This window comes from Streptomyces sp. NPDC045955, from assembly GCF_056430805.1.
In genome coordinates this window covers 1-26,071 of the sequence record NZ_JBWKKY010000020.1, presented here as the reverse complement: position 1 = coordinate 26,071, position 26,071 = coordinate 1, and the positions used below count along the sequence as shown (strand labels likewise).

The window sequence follows — 26,071 nt, the reverse complement described above, 5'->3', positions numbered from 1 at the left end:
CTTCAGGTGTTCAATGACATAGGACCACTCGAGCTGGTGACGCTCATCGTCCTCGCCGTGCTCGTTTTCGGTCCGGACAAGCTCCCGAAGGTCATCCAGGACGTGACGCGCACGATCCGGAAGATCCGTGAGTTCTCGGAGAGCGCCAAGAACGACATCCGGGAGGAGCTGGGCCCGGAGTTCAAGGACTTCGAGTTCGAGGATCTCAACCCCAAGACGTTCATCCGCAAGCAGCTGGACAACGAGGACCTGGGGCTCAAGGAGATCCGCAACGGCTTCGACCTGAAGAAGGAGATGGCCGAGGTCACCGACGCCGTCCACAGCCGGGACTCCGACACCTCCTCCTCGTCGTCCTCCGGCGGCCGTATCGACATGACGAAGAAGCCCGAGACCCCGGACCGGGACGACCGGCCGCCCTTCGACGCGGACGCCACCTGAGTGACACACCGGGGCGTACGCTCCCGCCGCGCGTGACGCGTTTCATACTCCGGTCGGGCTGCGTACGGCCTGAACCAGGCGCCCGTGCGGCCCATGCGCCGGGCGGTTTCCCTGCTGCTCGCAGCGGTGTGGCTATGCTGCCGAGTTGATGGGCGGGCCGTACTGGACCAGCAACGCCGCCCGAAGGGGGGCGGGCCGTTCCGGCCCGACGAGAGCGAGGAGGCGTCCGGGCATATGGAGACGACGAGTCGGGCAGTCGCACAGGCGCCGGCCGCGGAGGGCGGACAACAGGTCCCCTCCGCCCGGGGCACGGTCGACGGCTACCTGCGTGCGCCCTTCCCGTGGTACGGCCTCGACGAGGCGTTCACGGGGCCGCGCTGGCTGATGCAGGTCGGTACGACGGCCGACGGAGCCGTGGAACACGGGTCGATCGGGCACGGTGACGAGCCCACGGTGCGCAACGAGCATGCCGCCGCGGGTGATCCGGAGGCCAAGGAGAAGTTCGCGGTCGTGGTGACCGTGGCGGCGAATCCCTCACGGCGCAGCGCGGACGGCACGGGGCTGCTGGAAGCGACGTCGGTGTCCTCGGCGGCGTGGCTCGCGGGTGTGGGGCTGCTGTCCTTCACGTGGCCCGGGCAGATGGACCACTCCCTGCGGGACGACTGGCTGGAGCAGCAGACGGAGACGGCGTGGGTGCTGGCGGATGACCTGGACGGGGCCGACTGGTCGACGCTGTCGCTGCCGGTGGACGGTGTGCCGACGGTCTTCCACTACCGGGAGTCCGAGTTCGGGTGGGTGCTGGCCGGGTCGACGTCCTCGGGTGTGCACGTGGGGGCGTACGGGCGGGGCATGAGTGCGTACGGGCTCGGCTTCGCCGTGGTGAAGGACATCGCCGCTTACGCGTGAGTGTGGGGCGCCGGGTTCGATTCGGCGCCCCTTCGCCGTAGGGCTCGATGGCGTCGTGCGGCTGCGGGCCGTGTGTGGTTGCTCGCGCAGTTCCCCGCGCCCCTGAGGGCGCTGCCCCTACCGCGCTTCGATCAGAACTTGTTCCTCGGAGTGATCCCCAGGGACAGGCCCGAAAGGCCCCGCTGCCGTCCTCCCAGCTTTCCGGCGATCGCCCGGAGGGCCGAGCCCGCCGGGGAGTCCGGGTCCGTCAGGACCACCGGCTTGCCCTCGTCGCCGCCCTCGCGCAGGCGGACGTCGATGGGGATGTTGCCGAGGACCGGGACGTTGGTGCCGGTCGTGCGGGTCAGGCCGTCGGCGACGACCTGGCCGCCGCCCGTGCCGAAGACGTCGACCATCTCGCCGCAGTGCGGGCAGGGCAGGCCGGACATGTTCTCGACCACGCCGACGATCTTCTGGTGAGTCTGGACCGCGATGGAGCCGGCGCGCTCGGCGACCTCGGCGGCGGCCTGCTGCGGGGTCGTGACGACCAGGATCTCGGCGTTCGGGACCAGCTGGGCGACGGAGATCGCGATGTCGCCGGTGCCGGGCGGCAGGTCCAGCAGGAGGACGTCCAGGTCGCCCCAGTACACGTCGGCCAGGAACTGCTGGAGGGCGCGGTGGAGCATCGGGCCGCGCCAGACGACCGGGGCGTTGCCGGGGGTGAACATGCCGATGGAGATGACCTTCACACCGTTCGCCGACGGCGGCATGATCATGTTCTCGACCTGAGTGGGACGGCCGTCGGCACCCAGCATGCGCGGCACGCTGTGGCCGTAGATGTCGGCGTCGACGACACCGACCTTGAGGCCGTCGGCCGCCATCGCCGCCGCCAGGTTCACCGTCACCGAGGACTTGCCCACACCGCCCTTGCCGGAGGCGACCGCGTAGACGCGGGTCAGGCTGCCCGGCTTGGCGAAGGGCACCTCGCGCTCGGTCTGGCCGCCGCGCAGGGCGGACGCCAGCTCGCGGCGCTGCTCGTCGCTCATCACGTCGAGCGTGACGTCGACGCGGGTGACGCCCTCGACCCGGGACACCGCCTCGGTCACGCGCTGCGTGATCGTGTCCCGCATCGGGCAGCCCGAGACCGTCAGGTACACGGTGACCGCGACCGCCCCGTCCGCGCCGATCTCCACGGATTTGACCATCCCGAGTTCGGTGATGGGCTTGTGGATCTCGGGGTCGTTCACCGTCGCCAGTGCCTCGCGCACCGCGTCTTCCGTAGCCATAAGGACGATGGTACGGCGCTGTACCGGTGCGTAGGAAAGCGTCTCAGCGGTCGTCTGCGTCACGTCCCCGTGACCGTTCCGCCGGGAATACGACCGGGTCGTGACGGTGGCCGTTGTGCCGCTCCTCCAGTTCCTTGACCACGTCCTGGAGTTCCGAGCGGATCCAGTCGCGGGTGGCGACCTCGCCGAGGCCGATGCGCAGGGCCGCGACCTCGCGGGTCAGATACTCGGTGTCCGCGATCGACCGCTCGTTCTGCTTGCGGTCCTGCTCCAGGTTGACCCGGTCGCGGTCGTCCTGCCGGTTCTGCGCGAGCAGGATCAGCGGGGCGGCGTAGGAGGCCTGGAGCGACAGCATCAGGGTCAGGAAGATGAACGGGTACTCGTCGAAGCGCAGGTCGCGCGGGGCGAGGCTGTTCCAGGCGACCCACAGGATGATGACGGCCGTCATCCAGACCAGGAACCGTCCGGTGCCGAGGAAGCGCGCGATGCGTTCCGACAGCCGCCCGAAAGCCTCCGGGTCGTACTCGGGCAGGATCCGGCGCTTGGGCACGCCCGGCTGGTCGAGGCGGGCGGTCCGCGGCCGGCCCGCGGCCGTGGAGCCGGACGGCGTGCGCTCGCGCAGGTTCTCGCGCTCAGGAACCATCGGTCGCCACCTCCTCCTCGTCCAGGTGGAACTCCGTCTCCCGCCAGTCCTCCGGGAGCATGTGGTCGAGTACGTCGTCCACGGTCACCGCGCCCAGCAGCGAGCCGGCCTCGTCGACCACGGGCGCCGCGACCATGTCGTACGTGGCGAAGAACCCGGCGATGGCGTGCAGGTCCGCGTCGGGGTCGAGCGGCTGCAGGTCGCTGTCCACGATCGAACTGACCAGGGAGGGCGGTGGCTCGCGCAGCAGGCGCTGGAAATGGACCGTGCCGAGGTACTTGCCGGTCGGCGTCTCGTCCGGTGGCCGGCAGACGTAGACCTGGGCGGCCAGGGCGGGGGAGAGGTCGGGGTTGCGGACGCGGGCGAGGGCGTCGGCGACGGTGGCGTCCGGGCGCAGCACGATCGGCTCGGTGGTCATCAGACCGCCCGCCGTGCGGTCCTCGTACGACATCAGGCGCCGCATGTCGGCCGCGTCGCCGGGCTGCATCAGGCTCAGCAGCCGCTCCTGCTCGTCCGTCGGCAGCTCGCCCAGCAGGTCGGCCGCGTCGTCGGGGTCCATGGCCTCCAGGACATCGGCGGCGCGCTCCTCCTTCAGCTTGCCGAGGATCTCGATCTGGTCGTCCTCCGGGAGCTCCTCCAGCACGTCGGCCAGCCGGTCGTCGTCGAGGGCGGCGGCGACCTCGGCCCGGCGCTTGGGGGAGAGGTGGTGCAGGACGTTGGCCAGGTCCGCGGGGCGCAGCTGCTCGAACGTGGCGAGCAGGCTCTCGGCGCCCTGTCCCTGTTCCTCCAGCGAGAAGCCGGTGACGGCGGTCCACTCGACGGTCAGTGCCTCGCCCTTGGCGCGCCGGAAGGCACTGCCCTTGCGGCCCTTGCGGACGAAGACCCGGTCGATCTCCCACTCCCGGCGGGCCGGCAGCTGATGCACCGACAGATCGAGGACGGTGACCTCCTCGCCGGTCTCGGTGAGGACGACCCGCCGGTCCAGCAGTTCGCCGAAGACCAGCCGCTCGGTGGGCCGCTGCTCGAAACGCCGGACGTTGAGCACACCGGTGGTGATGACCTGACCCGACTGGATGGCCGTGACCCGGGTCATCGGCAGGAAGATGCGGCGGCGCGTGGCGAGTTCGACGACGAGGCCGAGCAGCCGGGGCGGTCGCTGCCCCACCCGCAGCATGACGACCAGATCGCGGACACGCCCCACCTGGTCGCCGGCGGGGTCGAAGACGGCGACACCGGAGAGGTGCGATACGAAGATCCGGGGGGCGCCCGCTGCCATGGCCGCGGCTCCTTTTCGTGCGGGGTGTTCCGTGCTGCCTGTCTGTGTACCTGTCTGTTCCGAATTGCCCGCTCGGGTGGGCTTCAGGCTAGCCCGTCCTGATCGGGGACGCGTCGGCGGGCGCACCGGACGGACTGGCTCCGACCTGCCCGCACGTCCCCGGTACCCTGCGGTACGCCGTTCAGGTCTCCCGTCAGAGAGGCAGCCCCACCTGTGACTCCGATTCGCCAGGGCCGCAACCACCGTGCCGCACTCGCGAGCGTGATGTGCGTACTGGCCGTGACCGGAACGGTGCTCACGGGCTGCGCGGAGGAGGATCCGAACGAGGGCACCAACGGGGTCGGCAGACTGCCCGCCGAGAAGATCCAGGCCAAGACCCGTACGGCCGCCGAGTCCGCGGGGGCGGTCCGGGTGCACGGCAGCGTCGTCAGCGGCGGGCGCAGCTACGCGCTCGACATGCGGCTGAAGACCGACGGCGGCGAGGGGTCGGTCACCACCAAGGGGACGACCTTCCGGCTGCTGCGCGTGGGCGAGCAGCTCTTCGTCATGGCCGACGCGGAGTTCTGGAGTCATGGCGCGGACCAGGGCGGGGACGGCAAGGCGGACGCCGCCGCGGCCGCCAAGCTCGGCGGCAAGTTCGTGAAGGTGCCGCAGGGCGACCCTTCGTACAAGAAGTTCAGCGGTTTCACGGACAAGGGTGTCCTCCTCGACGGTCTGCTGACCCTGCACGGCAAGCTCGCGACCGAGGGCCACGACGAGCAGGCGGGCATCCACACCATCCGCATCTCGGGCGACAAGGGCTCCGGCGGCACCCTGGAGGTGTCCTTGGAGGGCAAGCCGTATCCGCTGCGCCTGGAGCGGGCCGGTGGGGCGGGTACCCTCACGTTCTCCGCGTGGGGGCAGGACTTCTCCCTGAGGGAGCCGGAGAAGAACGAGACGGTGGACTACGGCAGGCAGCTGCCGGCCTCGTAGGCCGTCACCTGCGTTTGCGCTTCCTCAGCAGCAGGCGGGGCAGACCCGCCGGAATCGGCCGGCGGGTGGTCGCCGGGGTCGGCAGCGGCGGCTCGGACAGGGAGTCGTCGGGCAGCGGCGCTCTCGTCCCGGTCGGCTCCAGGCGCAGCACCCGGCACTCGCGGGCCCAGCGCTCGGTCATGGCCTCGCCGTCGGGCGCGTTCAGCCGTTTGCCCTTGAGCTCGGCGACCGCCGCGTCCCACGCCTCGGAGCCCGGTGCGAGCTGGGTGACCCGGGCCGTCCAGGAGACCAGCCGGCCCCCCTTGTCCTTGCTGCGGACCGTCACCCGGGCCTCGGCCCCGTCGGACAGATCCGGCAGCGGCTGCTCGCCGGGCCCGTCACCGACCAGGCAAGCGGCCCCCTCGTGCCACACGTGCCACAGCGCGCGCGCCGGGCCGTCGGGGCCCTGGACCCAGACGAGGCCGGACTTCTTCGTGGCCTCCTCGACGAGGGCCTGGCCGAGCAGCTCGCTTGTCATGGCCCCCAGCCTATCCACGCCGTTCACAGCCAGCCGTTCCGCTTGAGCGTGCGGTGGATGCCCAGGCAGATGGCCACCGTGATGCCCATGATCACCGGGTAGCCGTACCGCCAGTGCAGCTCCGGCATGTGGTCGAAGTTCATGCCGTACACCCCGCACACCATTGTCGGCACGGCGATGATCGCGGCCCACGAGGTGATCTTCCGCATGTCCTCGTTCTGCGCCACGGACGCCTGCGCGAGGTTGGCCTGGAGGATGGAGTTGAGCAGTTCGTCGAAGCCGAGGACCTGCTCCTGGACCCGGGCCAGGTGGTCGGCGACGTCCCGGAAGTACTTCTGGATGTCCGGGTCGATCAGCCGCATCGGCCGCTCGCTCAGCAGCTGCATGGGCCGCAGCAGCGGCGACACGGCCCGCTTGAACTCCAGCACCTCACGCTTGAGTTGGTAGATCCGGCCGGCGTCCGAGCCGCGCGGCGAGCCCTTGCGCCCCGGGGAGAACACCTCGGTCTCGACCTCGTCGATGTCGTCCTGCACGGCGTCGGCGACCGCGATGTAGCCGTCGACGACGTGGTCGGCGATGGCGTGCAGCACCGCCGAGGGGCCCTTGGCCAGCAGCTCGGGGTCGTCCTGGAGCCGGTGCCGCAGGGCCCGCAGGGAGCCCTGTCCGCCGTGCCGGACGGTGATGAAGAAGTCCCGTCCGGTGAAGCACATGACCTCGCCGGTCTCGACGACCTCGCTGTTGGCGTCGAGCTGGTCGTGCTCCACGTAGTGGATGGTCTTGAAGACCGTGAAGAGGGAGTCGTCGTAGCGCTCCAGCTTGGGCCGCTGGTGGGCCTGGACGGCGTCCTCCACGGCCAGCGGGTGCAGCCCGAACTCACTGGCGATGCCGGAGAATTCGGCCTCGGTGGGCTCGTGCAGGCCGATCCACACGAAGCCGCCGTCGCGGCGCGCCAGGCGCACCGCCTCGTGCGGGGTCAGCGGGGTCTCGGTCTCGATGCGGCGGCCGTCCCGGTAGACGGCGCAGTCGACGACGGCGGAGGACGTCGCGGGGCTGCGGGTGGCGTCGTACGTCCCGCCCTCCTTGCGCAGCGACACGCGGGACGGACGGACGACGGCGCGCAGGTCGCGGATCATCGACATGGCGGGCTCCTTCGCGACAGGCAACGAAAGGCGCCGGACCCGACAGGTGGAACTACCCGGAATGAGGACGTTGGGACCGATGATGTTTGGCACGTCCACAAAGCGGGGAGCACCGCACCGTCGCGGTGGCGAGTCTCGTTACTGATTCAGCTACTGAGGCAGATCAGGCAAAGCGAAACGAAGCGCTCTTCCGCGTGAAGCGAGTGCGAGAGGTGGCGACCAGCCAGAGCCAGAACAGCTACGTCAGCGGCGGGAAGAGCGTGGTGCTACTGCACGGTCGACTTCGGTCCATTGCAGTCCCACCTCCTCCGGCCGGTCCCTCGTAAGGGAGTTCCTTCGGCGTCGGGGCTTGATCGCGACGCTTCTGCGTGCTGCCCCGAACCACCGGGCAAGAGTATCAGCCGCCCGACGTGTCAAGGCCCTTGTTTGCCCGCTACTGACGAGTTCTATGCTCGCCGCATGGCGAATGTTCTTCCTCTGGTCGAAGCCCGGTTGCGCAGCGCGCTGGGCGAACCGGACGGGCGCGCGGCGGTCACCTTCCTGGGCACGGACCGCATCGAGGTGCTCCGCTTCCAGGAGGGAGAGATCGTCCGCTACGCCACGCTCGGCATGTCCGCGCACCCCATGACCGAGCCCACGGCAGTGGTCGCCGACCCGGTCAAGGGCGCGCGCGCCGAGCTGGTCCTCTCCGTGCGCGCCGGGCTGGCCGACACCGACAAGGTGCTCCGCCCGCTCGCCGTACTCGCCGCGTCTCCGCAGGTGGAGGGCCTGGTCGTGGCCCCGGGAGCCTCGCTCGACGTCGGCGAGCCGTTGTGGCCCGGAGCCTCCTTCACCTCGGTCCTGGTCGCCGAGCCGGGCGGCCTGGTCGAGGACCTGGAGCTCGACGAGCCCCTCGACCCCGTGCGGTTCCTGCCGTTGCTGCCGATGACCCCGAACGAGGCCGCCTGGAAGCGCGTGCACGGGGCGCAGGCGCTCCAGGAGAGGTGGCTGAACCAGGGGACGGACCTCCGGGATCCGTCCCGGAAGTCCGTCCCGCTGGAGTGAGGAAGCTCACCAACCCTTGGCTGACAAGCGTCAGTTGGCGAAGACGGCGACACTGTCCTCGGTCGCGTGCTTCGGCTCCAGCTCTTCGGCTTCGTGAGTGAGGGCCTTCCGCCGTACGACGACCACGAGTGCGCCCACGACCGCGGTGACCGCCGCCACGACGAACGGGATGTGGAGGTCGGTCCACTCCTCTATCTTCGGCGCGAAGTAGGGGGCGGCCGCTGCTGCGAACCAGCGCACGAAGTTGTAGCCCGCGCTCGCCACCGGCCGGGGTGCGTCCGAGACGCCGAGGGCCAGCTCGGTGTAGACGGTGTTGTTCACGCCGATGAAGGCGCCGGACAGGATCGTGCAGACGACGGCCGTCGCGTGGGAGCCGTAGCCGAGCACGAGCACGTCGGCCGCGAGCAGCACGAGCGAACCGCCGAGCACCTTCAGCGAACCGAACCACTTCTGCAGCCGCGGCGCCACGATCACCGAGAAGACGGCGAGCAGCACACCCCAGGCGAAGAACACCGCCCCCGACCGGTACGGGCTCATGTTCAGCACGAACGGCGTGAAGGCCAGCACGGTGAAGAACGTGTAGTTGTAGAAGAACGCCGAGACCGCCGCCGAGGCGAGGCCGCCGTGGCCGAGGGCCTTGACCGGGTCCAGGAGCGAGGTCTTGCGGGCCGGCTTCGGCTGCTCCTTCAGGAACACGGCGATGCACAGGAAGCCGACCGCCATCAGGAACGCCGTCCCGAAGAACGGGTAGCGCCAGCTGGCGTCGCCGAGCAGGGCGCCCAGCAGCGGACCGCACGCCATGCCGAGGCCCAGGGCCGACTCGTACAGCAGGATCGCCGCGGCGCTTCCGCCGGCCGCCGCGCCGACGATGACCGCGAGGGCCGTCGAGACGAACAGCGCGTTGCCCAGACCCCAGCCGGCCCGGAAGCCGACCAGTTCGCCGACGGATCCGGAGGTGCCCGCGAGCCCGGCGAACACCACGACGAACGCGAGGCCGAGCAGCAGGGTCTTCCTGCCGCCGATCCGGCTGGAGACGAAGCCGGTCACCAGCATCGCGACGGCGGTGATGAGGAAGTAGGAGGTGAAGAGCAGGGAGACCTGACTGGCCGTGGCGTGCAGACCCTGGGCGATGGACGGCAGGATCGGGTCGACGAGTCCGATGCCCATGAAGGCGACGACCGACGCCCCGGCGGTCGCCCACACGGACTTGGGCTGCTTCAGGAGGCCGCCCGCTCCGGCGTCGAAGGGGTCCATTGCGTGCTCCCTTTCCCGAACGAAAGTAGTTGGTATATACACACACTAAGTTAGAGAGGCTAATTAATGCAAACTACAGCCAATGTGGGCGTGAAGGGTTCCGTCCGGTTGGGTGATCGTCCTTGACGCGACGGGGCGCGGGTAGGACCGTGGGGCCCTATGAGGGGCGAACCCAGTTGCCCGAAGTGTGGTGGCCGGGTCAGGGCTCCCGGCCTCTTCTCCGACTCGTGGCAGTGCGATGTGCACGGCACCGTCCATCCGGTGCAGCCCGTGATACCGCCGAGCGTCGACGCCCTCACCGTCGTGGTGCACCGCACTCAGGTGCCGGTGTGGATGCCCTGGCCGCTGCCGGTCGGATGGCTGTTCACGGGCGTCGCCTGCGCGGGGGACGACCGCACCGGTGGCCGCGCCACGGCCGTGGCCTGCACGGGGCCCGGGCCGCTCGGCGGGGTGGGCGAGCTGATCCTGGTGGCGGAGGAACTCGGCGTCGGACTCGGTGCGCGGTACGCGGGCATGGAGGGTCCGGACCCGGGGCCGTACATCGACGTCGGGAAGCCGGCGCAGGCGAAGGTGCTCGCCGCCGGGCGTCCCACGCCGCTGTGGCATGTGTCCGGCGCTCCGGACGATCGTGCGGTTTTCGCCGGTGAGGCGCTCGGGATGTGGCTGTGGGCGGTCGTGTGGCCGGAGCAGTCGGGCTTGCTGATGTACGACGAGTTGGTGCTGGCGGATCTGCGGGAGGCCGGGGCGGAGGTGGAGCTGGTGCCGTGTGGGGCCCTGTCGCCGCGATTGCTTCAGCCGTAGCACCCAGGGGGTGGGGCTTCGGAGGGTGGGGCTTCGGGTGTGCGGGTGGCTGCGGGGGGGGGCTTGTCGCGCGGTTCCCCGCGCCCCTTCGACGCGTTGCTGTAGGGGGCGCCTGGGGGGTTCGGGTGTGACAGGGGTTGTCGAAAATGCGGTTATCCTGGAGCAGCTCTGCTCGTCCCGTCAGTGTCTGGAGTCCGCGTCGTGCGCATCGATCTGCACACCCACTCCACCGCTTCCGACGGTACGGACGCTCCCGCCGAGCTGGTGCGGAAGGCCGCCGCGACGGGACTGGACGTCGTCGCGCTGACCGATCACGACACCACCCGCGGCCACGCCGAGGCGATCGCCGCGTTGCCCCAGGGGCTGACGCTGGTCACCGGAGCCGAGCTCTCCTGCCGGCTCGACGGCATCAGCATGCACATGCTGGCGTACCTCTTCGACGCCGAGGAGCCGGCGCTGCTCGCCGAGCGTGAGCTGGTCCGGGACGACCGGGTGCCCCGGGCGCAGGGCATGATCGCCAAGCTTCAGGAGCTGGGCGTGCACGTGACCTGGGAGCAGGTGGCGCGGATCGCCGGTGACGGGTCCGTCGGGCGTCCGCACGTGGCGACCGCGCTCGTCGAGCTGGGCGTCGTGCCGACCGTCAGCGACGCCTTCACCCAGGACTGGCTGGCCGACGGCGGCCGGGCCTACGTGGAGAAGCACGAGACCGACCCCTTCGAGGCCATCCGGCTGATCAAGGGCGCGGGCGGGGTCGCGGTGTTCGCGCACCCCGGGGCGAACAAGCGGGGGCGTACGGTTCCGGAGGCCGCGATCGCCGAGATGGCCGCGGCCGGGCTGGACGGCGTCGAGGTCGACCACATGGACCACGACACGGACACGCGGGCGCGGCTGCGGGGGCTGGCGAAGGAGCTGGGGCTCCTGGTGACCGGGTCCAGCGACTATCACGGCAGCCGGAAGACCTGTGTGCTCGGGGAGTACACGACGGATCCCGAGGTGTACGGGGAGATCACGCGGCGGGCCTTCGGGGCGTTTCCCGTGCCGGTGGCCGGCGGGGTCTGAGGTTTCTGTCCTGTAGCTCCGTGTTCAGGCACCCGGCGTTGTCGGCTGTGCCCACCCGTTCCTCCCCCACTGCCCTGAAGGCCTGGGGGATCCCCAGCGGAACGCCTGCCCAGAGCGGCAGCACCGTCCGCCGCGTTCTTTCACCGACTCCGCAAGGCCATCGCTGTCATGTTCGACCTCGCCGTTTTCGGCTCCCTGTTCCTGACCCTCTTCGTCATCATGGATCCCCCCGGGATCACCCCGATCTTCCTCGCGCTCACCGCCGGACGGCCCGGCAAGGTGCAGAAGCGGATGGCCTTCCAGGCCGTCTGCGTCGCCGGTGGTGTGATCACCGTGTTCGGGCTGCTCGGGCACCAGATCCTGAACTACCTGCACGTGTCCGTGCCCGCGCTGATGATCGCGGGCGGGCTGCTGCTCCTGCTGATCGCCCTCGATCTGCTGACCGGCAAGACGGACGAGCCCAAGCAGACCAAGGACGTCAACGTCGCTCTCGTGCCGCTGGGCATGCCGCTGCTGGCCGGGCCGGGGGCGATCGTGTCGGTCATCCTCGCCGTGCAGAAGGCCCACAGCGTCGCCACGCAGGTCTCCGTGTGGACGGCGATCCTCGCCATCCACGTCGTGCTGTGGCTGGTCATGCGCTACTCGCTGGTGATCATCCGGATCATCAAGGACGGCGGTGTGGTCCTGGTGACGCGGCTCGCGGGCATGATGCTCTCCGCGATCGCCGTGCAGCAGATCATCAACGGGGTCACGCAGGTGATCCAGGGGAGCTGAGTCGCCGCCGCGTCAGGCGGAGCGGGTGAGTACGGCGCCAATCTCCCTGGCCGGTCCCGTGTGGGCGAGGTACTCCTCGATCTTGTGCGCGCGGTCCCGGCCGTTCTGGACGGCCAGCTGCGTGAGCTTGCCCCACCGCTCGTCCTCCAGGGGGCAGCCGATGGCCACCGCGTCGGTGGGGCACCAGACGTTGACCCAGTCGCGGACCTTCGGCGGCCGGTGCGGGCCGCGCGCCAGGAGCCGCTCGTTGACGCCGTCCAGCCCGAGCGGGCTGCCCGCGGTGACCAGCAGTACGGGGTCGAGGCCGTCCGGGAGCCGGGTCAGCAGGTCCACACCGACGACCGTGCCCAGGCTGTGCGTGACCAGGACCAGTTCACCCGTGGTGGGCATCGTCTCCAGGACGCTGTCCAGAACCGCCTGACGCACGGAGCTGTCGCCGAGGTACAGGTCGACGTCCCGCAGGAACGTGGCGATGGTCCACTCGTCCAGGTCGGACCGGGCGGCGAGCCAGCTCAGCGGCCGGTGCAGTGCGCCGACCAGGCCCGTTCCGAAGCCCTCCGTGGCCGCCGGCCCGTTCTGGGGCATGCCGGCCCGGGCGGCCGCCTCGTAGAGCAGCTGCTCGTAGGAGCCGGTGGGTGATTCGGCGGCGAAGACCTCGGCGGCAGCGGCGGCGCTCACCTCGTCGAGTCCGACGGGCCGGGCCGTGCTCTCCCGCCCGCTCACCAGGCCGGCCAGTCGCGTGCCGTAGAACGGGAACCACACGTCCTCCGGTTCGACCGTGGGCAGTGCCGCGAGCGTGAGGCCGCGGTTCAGGCCGGACGTCCACTCCCGGCGGAGGACGTCGGGCTCCTTGCTCTGCTGGTCCCTGCCGTGCAGGAAGACCAGGTGCCGACGGCCGCCGAAGGCGGTGCTGCGGGCCGGGCGTCCCTTCTTGGGGCCCTGCGTCCGGGTCGTCCCCGCCTCGCTCTCGGGCATGGCCGCCGTCACGAGGGTGTCCGGGACCGGCGGGGTCGTGACGCCGGGCAGGCCCGGCGTGCTTCTGTCCGGCCGGGGCGCGAGGACGGCCGTGCTCTGGTCCAGGCCGGAGTCCGGGCCCATCTCGGCCAGCAGCGCGCGGCGTCCGGGGTCGAGGTCCAGCCGGGCCAGGTGCTTCAGGATCGAGCTGATGCGGACGCCCTCGTTGGCGACCCAGTCGATCGCGTCGTCGCCGTCGCCCTGGCTCCAGGGCCTGCCGTCCTTCCGCAGGACGCGGCCCTGGTCGTCCTTCTTCGGTACGCCGCTGTGGTGCAGGGCCACGACCTCCCACTGGTCGTTGAAGACGGGGGAGCCCGAGTTTCCGGGGCGGGTGTCGGTCCGGTACTGGACGAAGTCGTCGAGCCGTACCAGCACCGCGTTGTCACGCAGGACGATCTCCTTGAGGCGCCCGTCCGGGTGACCGATGATGTTCACCTTCTCGCCGAGCACCAGCTTGCCGAGCTGCACGCTGAGCCGGTTCCAGCCGAAGACCTCGCCCGGCGGGCGGCCGTCCTGGGTGGGCATCACCGCCACGAGGGCGAAGTCCAGCCGCTGGTCCGCCGCGAAGAAGGTCCCCGGGTCGAGCTCCATGCGGACGGCCGTGTCGGGGACGTTGTCGACCGTGACCTGCGCGTTGAACTCCGCGAAGCACTGGCGGGCGAAACCCTCGTCGGGCAGCACGTGGTGGTTGGTCATCAGCAGCCGCGGCGAGACCAGGAAGCCGGTGCCGTGCGGAAGCTCGCGGCCGTCGCGGCGCAGGGTGATCCGGGCGACCGTGGCTCCGGCCCTGACCCCGCGCGGCAGGAAGCTCCAGGCCTGGAGCTCGTTCGACAGGTCGATGATGCGTTCGTTGGCCTGGGGCAGGTCCATGGCCTCGCCGCGGATGTCCGCCACCACCGCCGAGGGCGACAGACCGCCCCGGTCGAGGATCCGGTCGGCGCGCACGGCGAGCGCGTCCGGGTTGTCCGGGAACCGCACACCGGCCGCGATCCGGCCCTCGACCCGCTCACGCTCCGCGGCGGATTCCTCGTACCGCTGCGCGGCCTCGGCCGTGGCCCGCTCGTGCAGCTCCTCGTTCGACCGGCCCGTCACGGACATGCCGTCCACCGTCCTGTTCTCGCTCTCGCCGGCCCCCTCAGCCAGTACGCCCGCCACCACGGAGGTCCGCAACAGCAGAGCCCCCGCACGGCCGATGCCGTGCGGGGGCTCTGAAGTGGGGGAGAGCGTCGCGCGTTATGAGGCCGTGGTCCCGGCCGGGCGGATCCAGAGGCGCTGCCCTGTGGCGGCGGCCTGCTGAACGATGCGGTTGACGGAGGCGGCGTCCACGACGGTCGTGTCCACGGGCGTGCCGTCGACGTCGTCGAGGTGCATGATTTCGAAGCGCAAGGGCTTCTCCCTTCGTCTGGTCATCCTCCTGAGGAGAACTACTGAGTGGTCGGCCCACGAGGCAGCGGTGCCTGGTGTTCCGTATGGGTCAACAGCATGAGGCTGTTGAAACATTCCCTACGCTAAGGAAATTTTTCGTCTGACTAATTACCGAGCCGTAAGGTTGTCGTTACGGGACCGACCGGGACCGGTTGTGTTCGCAGCGTGACCGCCGGGACAATGGAAGTGATGAACGACGACCTCGCGGCCCTGAGCGCCCGCATCGACCGCACCAACGAGCTGCTGCAGCGCATGCTCGCCGAGGTGGCGAAGACACCCTCGACCCATGCGATCTTCGTCGATGCCGGGTACCTGTACGCGGCCGCGGGACGGCTCGTCGCCGGCACGGAGGACCGCCGGGCCTTCGACCTCGACGCGGAGGGCCTGATCGACGCGCTCATCGACACGGCCCGCACGATCTTCGCGGACAGCCGGCTGCTGCGGGTCTACTGGTACGACGGCGCCCGCCGCCGCATCCACACGGCGGAGCAGCAGAGCATCGCGGAACTGCCGGACGTCAAGGTGCGGCTGGGCAACCTGAACTCCAGCAACCAGCAGAAGGGCGTCGACTCGCTGATCCGCACCGACCTGGAGTCCCTCGCCCGGCACCGCGCCATCAGCGACGCGGCCCTGCTCGGCGGCGACGAGGACCTGGTGTCGGCGGTCGAGGCGGCCCAGGGGTACGGCGCCCGCGTCCACCTCTGGGGCATCGAGGCGCCGGAGGGCCGCAACCAGGCGGAGCCCCTCCTGTGGGAGGTCGACAGCCAGCGCACCTTCGACCTCGACTTCTTCAAGCCCTACGTCTCCCGCCGCACGGCCCCCGCCCACGAAGCCGCCGCGGGCCGGCCCACCCGTGACGACGTGCGGTTCGTGGGCGCGCAGATCGCGGCGAAGTGGCTGGCGGCCCGCGGCCGGGACACGCTGGTCGAGCTGCTGCCCGGCCACCCCTACCTGCCCGGATCGGTGGACCAGGACCTGCTCGTGGAGGCGGAGGGCCTGCTGCAGTACTCGCTGCGCGGCCAGGCGGACCTGCGGCGCGCACTGCGGGACGGCTTCTGGGAGCACCTGCAGACGCAGTACTAGGGCCTGTGGGTGCTGTCCCGAAGGACCCTGTCCCAGAAGTCGGCGAGGGCGCGGGCGGTCGGCAGGGGCTGGTCGGCGCCCGGGGAGTGCTCGGCGCCCGCGACGACCGTGCGGTGCGCGTTCAGCCGCACGGCCATGTCGTCGAGGATCGCCACCGGCCAGGTGTCGTCGTGCGCGCCCGACAGGACGTGGAACGGCAGCGGCACGGCGGCGAGTTCGTCGACACGGTCCGGCTCGGTGCACAACTGGCGCCCCGTGGCGAGAAGTTGGGCCGGGCTGTGGCCCAGCCAGCGGCGGCGCAACTGCTCCGGATCGCCGGGACCGCGAGCCGGCCCGCCGACCTCCTCCGGCGGACCCATCGCCTGGATGGCCTCCCACACCTCCTCCATCGACAGCACGGCGAGCGCGTCCCGCAGCAGCTTCACGCGCTGCTGCTGGGAGACGGAGATCTGCGCCGGGCCGGACGAGATCAGGGTGAGGGAGAGGAAGGGGGAGTGGTCCAGCAGCACGGCCGCCCGCGCGATCTGCCCGCCGAGCGAGTGCCCGACGAGGTGCACGGGCCCGCCGAGCGCCTCGGCCTGCGCCAGCACGTCCCGAGCCAGTTCCCGCTGGGCGTAGGCGGATTCGTCGTCCACGGGGCCGTACGACTCGTGCTGCCCCCGCCCGTCCACGGCGACGACCCGGTACCCGCGCTCCGCGAGCGGCTCGTGGAGCAGCCTGAAGTCCTCCTTGCTGCCGGTGAATCCGGGCAGCATCAGGGCGACTCCCCTGGACTGAGAGCCCGCCTCGGACCCCGCCTTCGGCGACGAGTCGACGACGGCGAACTCGCCGCGGGTGGTGCGCAGGGGGTATGCGCGGGCGCCCGGGGGTGGGGTGAAGGTGGCTTGCCTGGTCACGGGGTGAGGGTAGCGGCTGGGGGTGGGGTGGCGGGCTGGTGACCCGTGCCGGCGGGGGCGGCCGGTGAGACGCGGGGCGGGCCGCGCTCGGGGAATGCCGATGGCCCGGCCCCACACGCGGTGGGGCCGGGCCATCGAGGGAGTGTCAGCCCTCCGTGGGCTCCGCGGCGGCCGTGGCCTTGCGGGTGCGGCGGGCCTTCGGCTTCGCCTCGTCGTCCGCGACCTCGGCGGAGGCCGTGGCGGCCGCTGCCGACTTCCGCGTGCGACGCGGCTTGGCGGCCTCCGGCTCCTGCCCGGCCTGCGCCGGGATGTCGGCGGCTTCGACGGCCTTGCGGGTGCGGCGGCGCGGCTTGGCCTCCGTGCCCTCTGCCGTGTCGACGGCGGTCTCGGCCGCTGCGGCGGTCTTCCGCGTCCGGCGGGGCTTGGCCTCGGCGGTCTCGGCATCCGCGGCCGTGGCGGCCGTCTTCCGCGTCCGGCGCGGCTTCGCCTCGGTCGCCTCGGCCGTGTCGACGCTCGCCTCGGCCTTGGCCGTCGCCTTGCGCGTACGCCGCGGCTTGGCCTCGGTGGCCTCCGGCTCCTGAGCCGTCTGGGCCGGGATCCCGGCGGCGACGGACTCGGCGGGCTCGGCGGTCTGGACGGCCTTGCGGGTGCGGCGGCGCGGCTTGGCTTCCGTGCCTTCCGCCGTGTCGACGGCGGTCTCGGCCGCTGCGGCGGTCTTCCGCGTCCTGCGGGGCTTGGGCTCGGTGGCCTGTGCCTCGCCGGCGGTGTCCTCGGTCGCTGCCGTGGCCTTGCGGGTGCGCCGTGGCTTGGCGTCGGCGGTCTCGGCCGTGTCGACGGCGTCCTGCGCCGCGGCTGCGGCCTTGCGGGTGCGGCGCGGCTTGGCGTCGGCGGTCTCGGCATCCGCAGCCGTGGCAGCCGTCTTCCGCGTGCGCCTGGGCTTGGCTTCGGCGGTCTCGGCCGTGTCGACGGCGTCCTGCGCCTCGGCTGCGGCCTTGCGCGTGCGGCGCGGCTTGGTCTCCGCGGCCTCGGCCGGAGCGGCAGGGCCCTCGGACTCGGTGGCCGTCTTGCGGGTGCGGCGCGGCTTGGTCTCCGTCGGCTCCGGTGCGGACTCGATGGTTCCCTCGGCCGTGTCGACCGCCTGCTCGGCCGCGGAGGCAGCCGCGGCCTTGCGGGTGCGGCGGCGCGGCGTGGCCGCAGGCGCCTCGGGCTGTTCGGTCACCGGGGCGGCCACGGCCGACGCGGCATCCGCGTCCGCCTGCGCCGGGGTGTCCACAGCAGCCGAAGGCGTCACCGCGGCTTCCGCCGCCGGCGTCTCGGACCTGCGCGTACGGCGCCGGCGCGGCTTCGCCGCCTCCGTGCTCGTGCTCTCCGCGGTCGCCACGGCGTTCTCCGCCGGTGCGGACGCGGCGGACTCGACCGCCGTGACCGGCGCCGACTCGGCCGCCGGGGTGCCGCCGCGGGTGCGGCGACGGCGACGCGGGGTGCGAGGAGCCGTGACGGCCTCCGCCTCGGCGGAGCCGCCCGTGGCCGTGGTGCCCGCGGCGGCGGTGCCGGCGGACTCCGGCGTGCCGTCCAGCGGCGTTCCGCCGCGCATACGGCGGCGGCGTCGCGGGGTACGGGCCGAACGCTCGCGGTCGGCCGCCGGGGACTCGTCCCGGCCGCCGCGGCCGCGGCCACCGCGTCCGCGCTGCCCGCGGCCGCCCGTCTCGCCCAGGTCCTCCAGCTCCTCCGCGTCCAGTCCGGCGCGCTTGCGCTCCGAGCGCGGCAGGACGCCCTTCGTGCCCTCGGGGATGCCGAGGTCGGCGTAGAGGTGCGGGGACGTGGAGTACGTCTCCGGCGGGTCGGTGAAGCCCAGGTCCAGCGCCTTGTTGATGAGCTGCCAGCGCGGGATGTCGTCCCAGTCGACGAGCGTGATCGCGATGCCCTTGGCGCCCGCGCGGCCCGTACGGCCGATGCGGTGCAGGTACGTCTTCTCGTCTTCCGGCGACTGGTAGTTGATGACGTGCGTCACGCCCTCGACGTCGATGCCGCGGGCGGCGACGTCGGTGCAGACGAGGACGTCCACCTTGCCGTTGCGGAAGGCCCGCAGGGCCTGCTCGCGGGCGCCCTGGCCGAGGTCGCCGTGGACCGCGCCGGAGGCGAAGCCGCGCTGCTGGAGCTGGTCGGCGAGATCCGCCGCCGTGCGCTTCGTACGGCAGAAGACCATGACCAGTCCCCGGCCGTCGGCCTGCAGTATGCGCGCGACCATCTCCGGCTTGTCCATGTTGTGCGCGCGGTAGACGTACTGCTTGGTGTTCGCGACCGTCTTGCCCGCGTCGTCCGGCGCCGTGGCGCTGATGTGCGTGGGCTGCGACATGTAGCGGCGGGCCAGTCCGATGACCGCGCCCGGCATGGTCGCCGAGAACAGCATGGTCTGGCGCCGCACCGGCAGCATGTTGATGATCTTCTCGACGTCGGGCAGGAAGCCCAGGTCGAGCATCTCGTCGGCCTCGTCGAGCACCAGGCACCGGACGTGCTTCAGGTTGAGCTTCTTCTGCCCGGCGAGGTCGAGCAGCCGGCCCGGGGTGCCGACGACCACGTCGACGCCCTTCTTCAGGGCTTCGACCTGGGGCTCGTAGGCCCGGCCGCCGTAGATCGCGAGGACGCGCACGTTGCGCACCTTGCCCGCGGTCAGCAGGTCGTTGGTGACCTGCGTGCACAGCTCGCGCGTGGGGACGACGACGAGCGCCTGCGGGGCGTCGGTGAGGTCTTCGGGCTTGGCGCGGCCGGCCTCGACGTCGGCGGGGACGGTGACGCGCTCGAGGAGCGGGAGGCCGAAGCCCAGCGTCTTGCCGGTGCCGGTCTTGGCCTGGCCGATGACGTCCGCGCCCGAAAGGGCCACGGGGAGCGTCATCTCCTGGATGGGGAAGGCGGTGGTGATGCCGACGGCCTCCAGGGCCTCGGCGGTCTCGGGGAGAATTCCGAGCTCTCGGAACGTCGTAGTCAGGGTGCTGCCTCTTCTGTGTGGGCGGCGCGAGGCGAGCGCGGGGGTCTTGGTCGGACCGTGCCGGGGACGTCGGCTGCCTACGGGCGGGCCGTAGAGCACGGGACCGCGCCGACGCTCTAGCGCTCATGCCGCTGAGGGTGTCCCTCCGGCATCCGTACGCAATCTGCCGTATGGACGGGAGGTCTGTCGGGTCGGAGCCGATCGGGCCACCGACCGGGCATCCTCATACGTGCGGCCTGTCGAGGTACGTCGACGTACCAGCAGGCGCATTACCACCATACCCCGGAATCCCGCACTCGCGACGGCCGATTTGGTCACGTAGTCGTCGTCACACTGATTGACCAGGGCCTTACGCCTCCCGGCGGGCGGGCTATTGTGCGCTTCATGACGAGCTCTGACAAGCCTGAGAACGCCTCGGACACCACCGCCACCCCGGCCGAACACACCGGAGTCGCCGCCCGGGACTGGGCGACGGCCTCCGCCGACCCTCAGTACCGCGCCGCGGTCGTGGACCTGCTGGGTGCGCTCGCGTACGGGGAGCTGGCGGCGTTCGAGCGGCTCGCGGAGGACGCCAAGCTGGCGCCGACGCTGGAGGACAAGGCGGAGCTGGCGAAGATGGCGTCGGCCGAGTTCCACCACTTCGAGAGGCTGCGCGACCGGCTCGCCGAGATCGGGGAGGAGCCGACGCGGGCGATGGAGCCGTTCGTCGCGGCCTACGACGGGTTCCACAAGCAGACGGCCCCCTCGGACTGGCTGGAGGGCCTCGTCAAGGCCTACGTCGGCGACTCCATCGCCAGTGACTTCTACCGGGAGGTCGCGGCCCGGCTGGACTCCGATTCCCGCGGTCTGGTGCTGGCCGTGCTCGACGACACCGGACACGGCGGCTTCGCCGTGGAGAAGGTGCGTGCCGCGATCGACGCGGACCCGCGCGTGGGCGGGCGGCTCGCGCTGTGGGCGCGGCGGCTGATGGGCGAGGCCCTGTCGCAGTCCCAGCGGGTGGTCGCCGACCGGGACGCGCTGTCGACCATGCTGGTGGGCGGCGTCGCGGACGGCTTCGACCTCGCCGAGGTCGGCAAGATGTTCTCCCGCATCACCGAGGCGCACACGAAGCGGATGGCCGCGTTGGGGCTGGCGGCGTAGCGGTCCGCGCAGGGGGCCGGTCGCGTGGTGTTTCCGGTCGTGTGGCGCTCCGCGCAGGGGCGTGGCGGCCGTGAGCGCTACGCGCCGGCCGTGGTTCCGGCCGTTTCGCGGCTGCGGGCCGGTGTCGGCCGGACGCGCGGTTTCCCGCGCGGCTGACGGCTCCGGCTACGCCGTCGCCGATCGTCGGCGCAGGCGGCCCGAGGGGCGCAGCAGCAGTGACAGCGAGGCGACCGAGACGATCACCGCGCCGAGCAGCACCACCAGCAGGTGCCCGGCGTCCAGCGCGCTGTGCATGACGAAGGCCCCGAAGAGGGCGCCCGCGACGCCGGTCGACAGGACCAGGGGGCGGGCCGGGAGCCGGTGCGCCAGGCGATGCGTGGCCGCCCATGACAGAGCCAGGCCGAGAATCGCGGAACTCAGCGCTTCCAGGAGCATGTCGGGGTCCCTCCCACATGGCCGGCTGCCTACATCGGTCGTAGCCCGTCTTACCCCTGACCTGCGGAATCCAACCTACTTCTGTGGGTTGACTGTGCTCCGTCCGTGGAGGAACCCGTGTGCCGCACGGGGTGTCCGTACGGGTATCGCCCGGGCTGCCGCACGGGAGAGGGAACGCGAACGGGGCGGGCCGGCCGACAGCCGTCCCGCCCCGTCCCCGCATGCGCCTACAGAGCGCCGAAGCCCACCTTGCGCGGGGCCGGCTCACCGATCTCGACGTACGCGAGACGGTCGGCCGGGACCAGGACCTTGCGGCCGTGCTCGTCCACGAGGGTCAGCAGCGGCGACTTCCCGGCCAGCGCCTCGGACACCGCCCGCTCGACCTCCTCGGCACTCTGACCGCTCTCCAGAACGATCTCGCGGGGCGCGTGCTGCACGCCGATCTTGACCTCCACGGCTATGTCCCTCCGACGGTCAGTGATGTGCGCGACCTTCCGCGCCGTACGCAGCACACATTAGCCCGGTGAGGGGACCGGCACGCTCCGCCCGAGAACGCCACGAGCGAACAGCGGGCGGGAACAAAGCGACCGTCAGTGGTGCTGCTGGTCGGTTCCGTGCAGCGGGAAGCCCGCGATGCCACGCCACGCCAGCGAGGCGAGCAGCTGAACGGCCTGGTCGCGCGGCACGCTGCGGTCGCTGTGCAGCCAGGACCGGGCCACCACCTGGGCGAGGCCGCCCAGGCCCGAGGCGAGCAGCATCGACTCCGCGCGCGACAGGCCCGTGTCCTCGGCGATGACGTCGCAGATCGCCTCCGCGCACTCGTTGGTGACCTTGTCGACGCGCTCGCGCACGGCGGGCTCGTTCGTCAGGTCCGACTCGAAGACCAGGCGGAAGGCGCCGCCGTCGTCCTCGACGTACGCGAAGTAGGCGTCCATGGTCGCCCGGACGCGCTGCTTGTTGTCCGTCGTCGACGCCAGCGCGTTCCGCACGGCCTGGATGAGCGACTCGCAGTGCTGGTCCAGCAGCGCGAGGTACAGGTCGAGCTTGCCCGGGAAATGCTGGTAGAGCACCGGCTTGCTGACACCGGCGCGCTCGGCGATGTCGTCCATCGCGGCCGCGTGGTAGCCCTGGGCCACGAAGACCTCCTGGGCCGCGCCCAGAAGCTGGTTCCGTCGGGCACGGCGTGGCAGGCGTGTGCCGCGCGGGCGTACCGCCTCTGTCTGCTCGATGGCTGTCACGCCGCCTCCCAAAGTCGTCCAACTGCGGATCTGGCCGCGTCGCCATCGTACTTTTCGGTAACCGTGGTGCGCGCGGTGAGAGCGCAGAATTTCACGGACCGGACGGTCACGAAAGCGGTTGAGAAAGTTTCAAACAGGGGCAGAGCGGGCAAAAAGCGGCTCCTTTCCTGCTCGGTGCTGCTGCTCGTCGCCACCCGGCGGCATGCGTCACCGGTAGTCGTCCTCGTCGAGAGAGACGATCCGGGCCTGCTCCACCAGGTCGGCCTCATTGGCGCGGTCCGGGTCGACACCGGTCAGCGGGTCGTCGCGGTTCGGCGCGACGTCCGTGTGCTGCTCGGCAGCGTCGACCTCGGGGGCCTCGACGTCGTACTCCGGCGTCTCCGGTTCCTCCTCGGCCTCGAACGTCTCCGGGTCGGTGGGGTCTACGGCCATGCTGGGCTCCCTTCCTTCGAACGTCCCTGGGAGTGCAGGGGCCACACGCGGGTGCCCTCTCCACGAGCCTAGGAGACACCCGATCCGGACGCTATGCGATCCGCGTCCGGGACGTGACGCAGTGCGCATCCCGTTGACTGCTTCCGCTGTGCCCTGTCTTTCCCAGGTGCCTCCCTGTCCTCGGGTGCCTTTCCTTCCCCGCGCCTTCCCCGTGTTCACCCCATGTGCGCCTCCCGCATGGCCGATTCTTGTGACGGCGAACACATGAGTCACTACGTGATCGTCTCGTAACATTGCCGCATGTCTTCGACCGAGCTGCCGTTCGTGCCGCCCGCCACTGTGCTGCCGAAGGTGGCAGCCGTCAGGGTCGCCGAGGGCGAGCGGCTCAGCTCGGTCGAGCTGCCCGGGTTCACGCTGGCGGTGCGGTCGAGGCGCCCGGCGCGCAAGGGGCTGGCACCGGCGCTGTACGTGCACGGGCTCGGGGGCTCCTCGCAGAACTGGTCGGCGCTGATGCCGCTGCTGGACGACGTCGTCGACAACGAGGCCCTCGACCTGCCGGGCTTCGGCGACTCCCCACCGCCGGACGACGGCGACTACTCGGTCATGGGGCACGCGCGCGCGGTCATCCGTTACCTCGACGCCACGGGGCGCGGTCCCGTGCACCTGTTCGGGAACTCGCTCGGCGGCGCCATCGCCACCCGTGTCGCCGCGGTTCGGCCCGATCTGGTCCGTACGCTCACGCTCGTGTCACCTGCTCTGCCCGAAATCCGAGTGCAGCGCACCGCCGTGCCCACCGCGCTGCTGGCGGTGCCCGGTGTCGCCCCGCTCTTCACCCGGTTGACCCGGGAGTGGACGGTGGAGCAGCGCGTCCGCGGCGTGATGGCACTGTGTTACGGGGATCCTGGACGGGTGACGCCGGAAGGATTCAGCAACGCCGTCCAGGAGATGGAGCGGCGGCTTCGGCTGCCATACTTCTGGGACGCCATGGCGCGTTCCGCGCGCGGGATCGTCAACGCGTACACGCTGGGTGGCCAGCACGGACTGTGGCGCCAGGCCGAACGCGTTCTCGCGCCGACGCTCCTCGTCTACGGTGGTCGCGACCAACTCGTAGGCTTCCGGATGGCACAGAAGGCCGCCCGGGCGTATCGCGACTCGCGGCTGGTGACGTTGCCGGACGCGGGGCACGTGGCCATGATGGAGTACCCGGAGACGGTGGCCATGGCGTTTCGTGAACTCCTCGAAGATGTGGGGGAGTTGGGCGAACGGCGAGCGAAGCGGGCTCGCGCGGACGAGGCCGTCGACGACGTGGGCACCGACGAGAGCATGGGGGGCTGAGGCGCGACGTGGGACGCCACAGCCGCCGTGGGCCGGTCGCCAAGGGCGACACCGCGGACACCGCCGAGGTACGGGACGGCCGGGCCGGGCCGGGACAGGGGCCGGGCCAGACAGCGGACATCAGCCGGGGAGGCCGGACGGCTCCGCCCCGGGCCGCGTCGCAGGGCGGCTGGCCGCCGCCGGGTGCGGGACCGCGCCGGACACCGGGGCCCCGGCCCGCGACGGTGGATGTTACGCCTGCACAGGGAACGCCTTCGTATGGGTCGTCTGCGCATGGAACGGCTTCGCCTGGGCCTTCGTATGGGACGCCTGCGCCCGGGATGCCGCGTCTTCCGGACGGCTGGCTGCCGGACGGCACGCCCGTGCACGGCGTTCCGCGTCTGCCCGACGGCACGCCGGCGCGCGGGCTGCCGCGTTTTCCTGACGGCACGCCGGCGAGTGGGGTTCCTCGGCTGCCCGACGGGGCTCCTGCGCAGGGGGGCCCACGGCTTCCCGACGGCTCGCCGGCGCGGGGTGTTCCGCGGCTTCCGGATGGGACTCCGGCGCACGGCACTCCCGCGCACGGCTTCCCCCACGCCCGGGGAGAGCACCCCGAGCAGCGCGAAGCCGGGGGTGGCTGGGGTGAGTTGAGGGGCAGTGGTGGTGCTCCCATACCGCGGCAGCGACGGGCCCCCGGGCCCGGACCGCGGCAGGAGTATCTCAACGCCTTCGACGAGGAGGACGACGTCTTCGCACCCCGTACGCCCGCCTCCGCACACGCGGCGGACGCCTACGCCTCCGTGTCGGACTGGGAGGCCGGCGCCCCGGTCGGCATCCGCTCCGACGACGACGTTGACGATGACGACGACATGGCGCCCACCGGCACGCCCGCCCCGGCCAAGGGCGGCAAGGGCCGTACGTTCACGGGCATCGCGGCCGCCGCCGTCACCACCGTGCTGGCCGTCGTCGTCGCCGGTCAGGTCACCGACGACTCCGGCGGCTCCGGCGTGCAGTCGCAGTCCGCCACCGACCAGGCCCGCGACCTCCGGGACTCCCCGTCCCGCGCGGACGGGCGGGCGCCCGTACCGGCCCCCGGCGCCAAGTCGCTGACGTACGACGAGAAGATGGGCAGGACGTACCCGCTCGGCGCCAAGCTCAAGGCCTCGGGGAAGTTCGACGCCGTACCCGGCATCGCCGAGGCGCCGGGGACGGGGCAGAAGTTCACCTACCGGGTGGACGTGGAGCAGGGGCTCGGGCTCGACGCCGAACTGTTCGCCGAGGCCGTGCAGAAGACGCTCAACGACCAGCGCAGTTGGGCGCACAACGGCGCGCGTACCTTCGAGCGGATCTACTCCGGCAAGCCCGACTTCGTGATCACGCTCGCCAGCCCCGGCACCACCGCCGACTGGTGCGCCAAGTCCGGTCTGGACACCACCGTGGACAACGTCTCCTGCGACTCGGCCGCCACCGAGCGCGTGATGATCAACGCCTACCGGTGGGCGCAGGGCTCCGAGACGTACGGCGACAAGATCCACGCCTACCGGCAGATGCTGATCAACCACGAGGTCGGCCACCGCCTCGGCTACGGCCATGTCACCTGCGACAAGGACGGCGGCCTCGCCCCGGTCATGCAGCAGCAGACCAAGTTCCTCGACCACGACGGCATCCACTGCCGCGCCAACCCGTGGCCGTATCCCGGGAGTTGACAGGCGTGCGAGGTGTACGGGGCGCCGCAGGACCCGTACACCAGGCAGCCGCCGGCCGCCGTACCGGCGCTCGGTCCGGAGGTCGCCGCGCGACGCCGGGCGGAGCGACGGGAGTCGGCCGCGGCATGACGATCCGCGGCGTGACGATCCGTGCCCGGCTGATCTCCTAGCGCGACAGAACGCGATCCGCACGGGAAAGTTACGACCGTTCACCCCTTTTGGTGGGGGGGGGGGGGGAAAAACACACCCCCCCCCCCCCCCCCCCCCCCCCCCCCCCCCCCCCCCCCCCCCCCCCCACCCCCCCCCCCCCCCCC

The 26,071-nt window shown here is 71.5% G+C and carries 25 protein-coding genes; 11 read left to right on the top strand and 14 right to left on the bottom strand.

The window, feature by feature from the left end; all coding sequences use genetic code 11:
- Window positions 1-6: 6 nt before the first annotated feature.
- Window positions 7-438, top strand: a complete 432-nt coding sequence (locus tag AC07F0_RS31700; protein WP_436730646.1) for a sec-independent translocase — start codon at window positions 7-9, stop codon at window positions 436-438.
- 234 nt (window positions 439-672) lie between these two features.
- Window positions 673-1,344 carry a hypothetical protein gene (locus AC07F0_RS31695; RefSeq protein WP_478983429.1) on the top strand — a complete coding sequence of 224 codons (672 nt, stop codon included), beginning with the start codon at window positions 673-675 and terminating at the stop codon, window positions 1,342-1,344.
- A gap of 131 nt (window positions 1,345-1,475) precedes the next feature.
- Here the strand turns inward: AC07F0_RS31695 and AC07F0_RS31690 are convergent, their stop codons facing one another.
- From AC07F0_RS31690 to AC07F0_RS31680, 3 genes are read right to left on the bottom strand one after another with little or no spacing between them, the layout of a single operon-like run.
- Window positions 1,476-2,609 carry an Mrp/NBP35 family ATP-binding protein gene (locus tag AC07F0_RS31690; protein WP_306963914.1) on the bottom strand — a complete coding sequence of 378 codons (1,134 nt, stop codon included), beginning with the start codon at window positions 2,607-2,609 and terminating at the stop codon, window positions 1,476-1,478.
- A 43-nt stretch (window positions 2,610-2,652) separates the two neighbouring features.
- The gene (locus tag AC07F0_RS31685; protein WP_478983428.1) at window positions 2,653-3,252 is read right to left on the bottom strand and encodes a DUF1003 domain-containing protein; all 600 of its coding nucleotides are present in this window, start codon (window positions 3,250-3,252) and stop codon (window positions 2,653-2,655) included.
- Window positions 3,242-4,528 (bottom strand): magnesium transporter MgtE N-terminal domain-containing protein, encoded by a 1,287-nt coding sequence (locus AC07F0_RS31680; protein WP_478983427.1) that lies wholly within the window; start codon window positions 4,526-4,528, stop codon window positions 3,242-3,244. Before AC07F0_RS31680 ends, AC07F0_RS31685 begins: the two co-directional genes overlap by 11 nt.
- Before the next feature lie 213 nt (window positions 4,529-4,741).
- Between AC07F0_RS31680 and AC07F0_RS31675 the strand changes: the two genes are divergently transcribed.
- Window positions 4,742-5,500, top strand: coding sequence for a hypothetical protein (locus AC07F0_RS31675; protein WP_478983426.1), 759 nt, complete (start codon window positions 4,742-4,744; stop codon window positions 5,498-5,500).
- 4 nt (window positions 5,501-5,504) lie between these two features.
- Here the strand turns inward: AC07F0_RS31675 and AC07F0_RS31670 are convergent, their stop codons facing one another.
- Together AC07F0_RS31670 and AC07F0_RS31665 are read right to left on the bottom strand one after the other, a co-directional pair.
- Window positions 5,505-6,017 (bottom strand): hypothetical protein, encoded by a 513-nt coding sequence (locus AC07F0_RS31670; protein ID WP_436730642.1) that lies wholly within the window; start codon window positions 6,015-6,017, stop codon window positions 5,505-5,507.
- A gap of 23 nt (window positions 6,018-6,040) precedes the next feature.
- Window positions 6,041-7,156 (bottom strand): magnesium and cobalt transport protein CorA, encoded by a 1,116-nt coding sequence (locus AC07F0_RS31665; RefSeq protein WP_478983425.1) that lies wholly within the window; start codon window positions 7,154-7,156, stop codon window positions 6,041-6,043.
- Window positions 7,157-7,615: 459 nt separating this feature from the next.
- On the opposite strand from AC07F0_RS31665, the gene AC07F0_RS31660 reads away from it, so the two are divergent.
- A complete protein-coding gene (locus tag AC07F0_RS31660) occupies window positions 7,616-8,200 on the top strand; it encodes a suppressor of fused domain protein (protein WP_478983424.1) in 585 nt (194 codons plus the stop codon).
- A 30-nt stretch (window positions 8,201-8,230) separates the two neighbouring features.
- Here the strand turns inward: AC07F0_RS31660 and AC07F0_RS31655 are convergent, their stop codons facing one another.
- Complete coding sequence (locus AC07F0_RS31655) at window positions 8,231-9,454, bottom strand: MFS transporter (RefSeq protein WP_478983423.1); 1,224 nt, start codon at window positions 9,452-9,454, stop codon at window positions 8,231-8,233.
- 159 nt (window positions 9,455-9,613) lie between these two features.
- Between AC07F0_RS31655 and AC07F0_RS31650 the strand changes: the two genes are divergently transcribed.
- From AC07F0_RS31650 to AC07F0_RS31640, 3 genes are all read left to right on the top strand, one after another.
- Window positions 9,614-10,255: a DUF6758 family protein gene (locus tag AC07F0_RS31650; RefSeq protein WP_436730638.1), complete on the top strand. Its 642-nt coding sequence runs from the start codon at window positions 9,614-9,616 to the stop codon at window positions 10,253-10,255.
- Window positions 10,256-10,456: 201 nt separating this feature from the next.
- Window positions 10,457-11,314 carry a PHP domain-containing protein gene (locus AC07F0_RS31645; RefSeq protein ID WP_478983422.1) on the top strand — a complete coding sequence of 286 codons (858 nt, stop codon included), beginning with the start codon at window positions 10,457-10,459 and terminating at the stop codon, window positions 11,312-11,314.
- A 168-nt stretch (window positions 11,315-11,482) separates the two neighbouring features.
- Window positions 11,483-12,088: a MarC family protein gene (locus tag AC07F0_RS31640; RefSeq protein WP_086562955.1), complete on the top strand. Its 606-nt coding sequence runs from the start codon at window positions 11,483-11,485 to the stop codon at window positions 12,086-12,088.
- 12 nt (window positions 12,089-12,100) lie between these two features.
- Here AC07F0_RS31640 and AC07F0_RS31635 read toward each other — a convergent pair whose 3' ends face one another.
- Window positions 12,101-14,200 (bottom strand): trypsin-like serine peptidase, encoded by a 2,100-nt coding sequence (locus AC07F0_RS31635; RefSeq protein WP_478983421.1) that lies wholly within the window; start codon window positions 14,198-14,200, stop codon window positions 12,101-12,103.
- 135 nt (window positions 14,201-14,335) lie between these two features.
- Window positions 14,336-14,512, bottom strand: a complete 177-nt coding sequence (locus AC07F0_RS31630) for a hypothetical protein (protein ID WP_167337993.1) — start codon at window positions 14,510-14,512, stop codon at window positions 14,336-14,338.
- Window positions 14,513-14,716: 204 nt separating this feature from the next.
- Between AC07F0_RS31630 and AC07F0_RS31625 the strand changes: the two genes are divergently transcribed.
- Window positions 14,717-15,610 carry an NYN domain-containing protein gene (locus AC07F0_RS31625; RefSeq protein WP_436731542.1) on the top strand — a complete coding sequence of 298 codons (894 nt, stop codon included), beginning with the start codon at window positions 14,717-14,719 and terminating at the stop codon, window positions 15,608-15,610.
- Here AC07F0_RS31625 and AC07F0_RS31620 read toward each other — a convergent pair.
- On the bottom strand, window positions 15,607-16,506 hold the full coding sequence (locus tag AC07F0_RS31620) for an alpha/beta fold hydrolase (RefSeq protein ID WP_478983420.1): 900 nt from the start codon (window positions 16,504-16,506) through the stop codon (window positions 15,607-15,609). The two genes, AC07F0_RS31625 and AC07F0_RS31620, sit on opposite strands and share 4 nt — an antisense overlap.
- A gap of 145 nt (window positions 16,507-16,651) precedes the next feature.
- Entirely contained in the window at window positions 16,652-19,399 is a 2,748-nt protein-coding gene (locus AC07F0_RS31615) for a DEAD/DEAH box helicase (protein ID WP_478983419.1), read from the bottom strand.
- Between the two features lie 477 nt (window positions 19,400-19,876).
- On the opposite strand from AC07F0_RS31615, the gene AC07F0_RS31610 reads away from it, so the two are divergent.
- Window positions 19,877-20,632 carry a ferritin-like fold-containing protein gene (locus tag AC07F0_RS31610; RefSeq protein ID WP_208641468.1) on the top strand — a complete coding sequence of 252 codons (756 nt, stop codon included), beginning with the start codon at window positions 19,877-19,879 and terminating at the stop codon, window positions 20,630-20,632.
- Window positions 20,633-20,797: 165 nt separating this feature from the next.
- Here AC07F0_RS31610 and AC07F0_RS31605 read toward each other — a convergent pair whose 3' ends face one another.
- The 4 genes from AC07F0_RS31605 to AC07F0_RS31590 form a co-directional block, all read right to left on the bottom strand.
- Window positions 20,798-21,067 carry a hypothetical protein gene (locus tag AC07F0_RS31605; protein WP_436731342.1) on the bottom strand — a complete coding sequence of 90 codons (270 nt, stop codon included), beginning with the start codon at window positions 21,065-21,067 and terminating at the stop codon, window positions 20,798-20,800.
- 227 nt (window positions 21,068-21,294) lie between these two features.
- Window positions 21,295-21,522: a DUF3107 domain-containing protein gene (locus AC07F0_RS31600; protein WP_031114311.1), complete on the bottom strand. Its 228-nt coding sequence runs from the start codon at window positions 21,520-21,522 to the stop codon at window positions 21,295-21,297.
- A 135-nt stretch (window positions 21,523-21,657) separates the two neighbouring features.
- Entirely contained in the window at window positions 21,658-22,305 is a 648-nt protein-coding gene (locus AC07F0_RS31595; RefSeq protein ID WP_020269805.1) for a TetR/AcrR family transcriptional regulator, read from the bottom strand.
- 207 nt (window positions 22,306-22,512) lie between these two features.
- Window positions 22,513-22,737, bottom strand: a complete 225-nt coding sequence (locus AC07F0_RS31590; protein WP_356928423.1) for a hypothetical protein — start codon at window positions 22,735-22,737, stop codon at window positions 22,513-22,515.
- Between the two features lie 300 nt (window positions 22,738-23,037).
- On the opposite strand from AC07F0_RS31590, the gene AC07F0_RS31585 reads away from it, so the two are divergent.
- The gene (locus AC07F0_RS31585) at window positions 23,038-24,072 is read left to right on the top strand and encodes an alpha/beta fold hydrolase (RefSeq protein WP_478983418.1); all 1,035 of its coding nucleotides are present in this window, start codon (window positions 23,038-23,040) and stop codon (window positions 24,070-24,072) included.
- A gap of 8 nt (window positions 24,073-24,080) precedes the next feature.
- On the top strand, window positions 24,081-25,757 hold the full coding sequence (locus AC07F0_RS31580; RefSeq protein ID WP_478983417.1) for a DUF3152 domain-containing protein: 1,677 nt from the start codon (window positions 24,081-24,083) through the stop codon (window positions 25,755-25,757).
- Window positions 25,758-26,071: the final 314 nt, after the last annotated feature.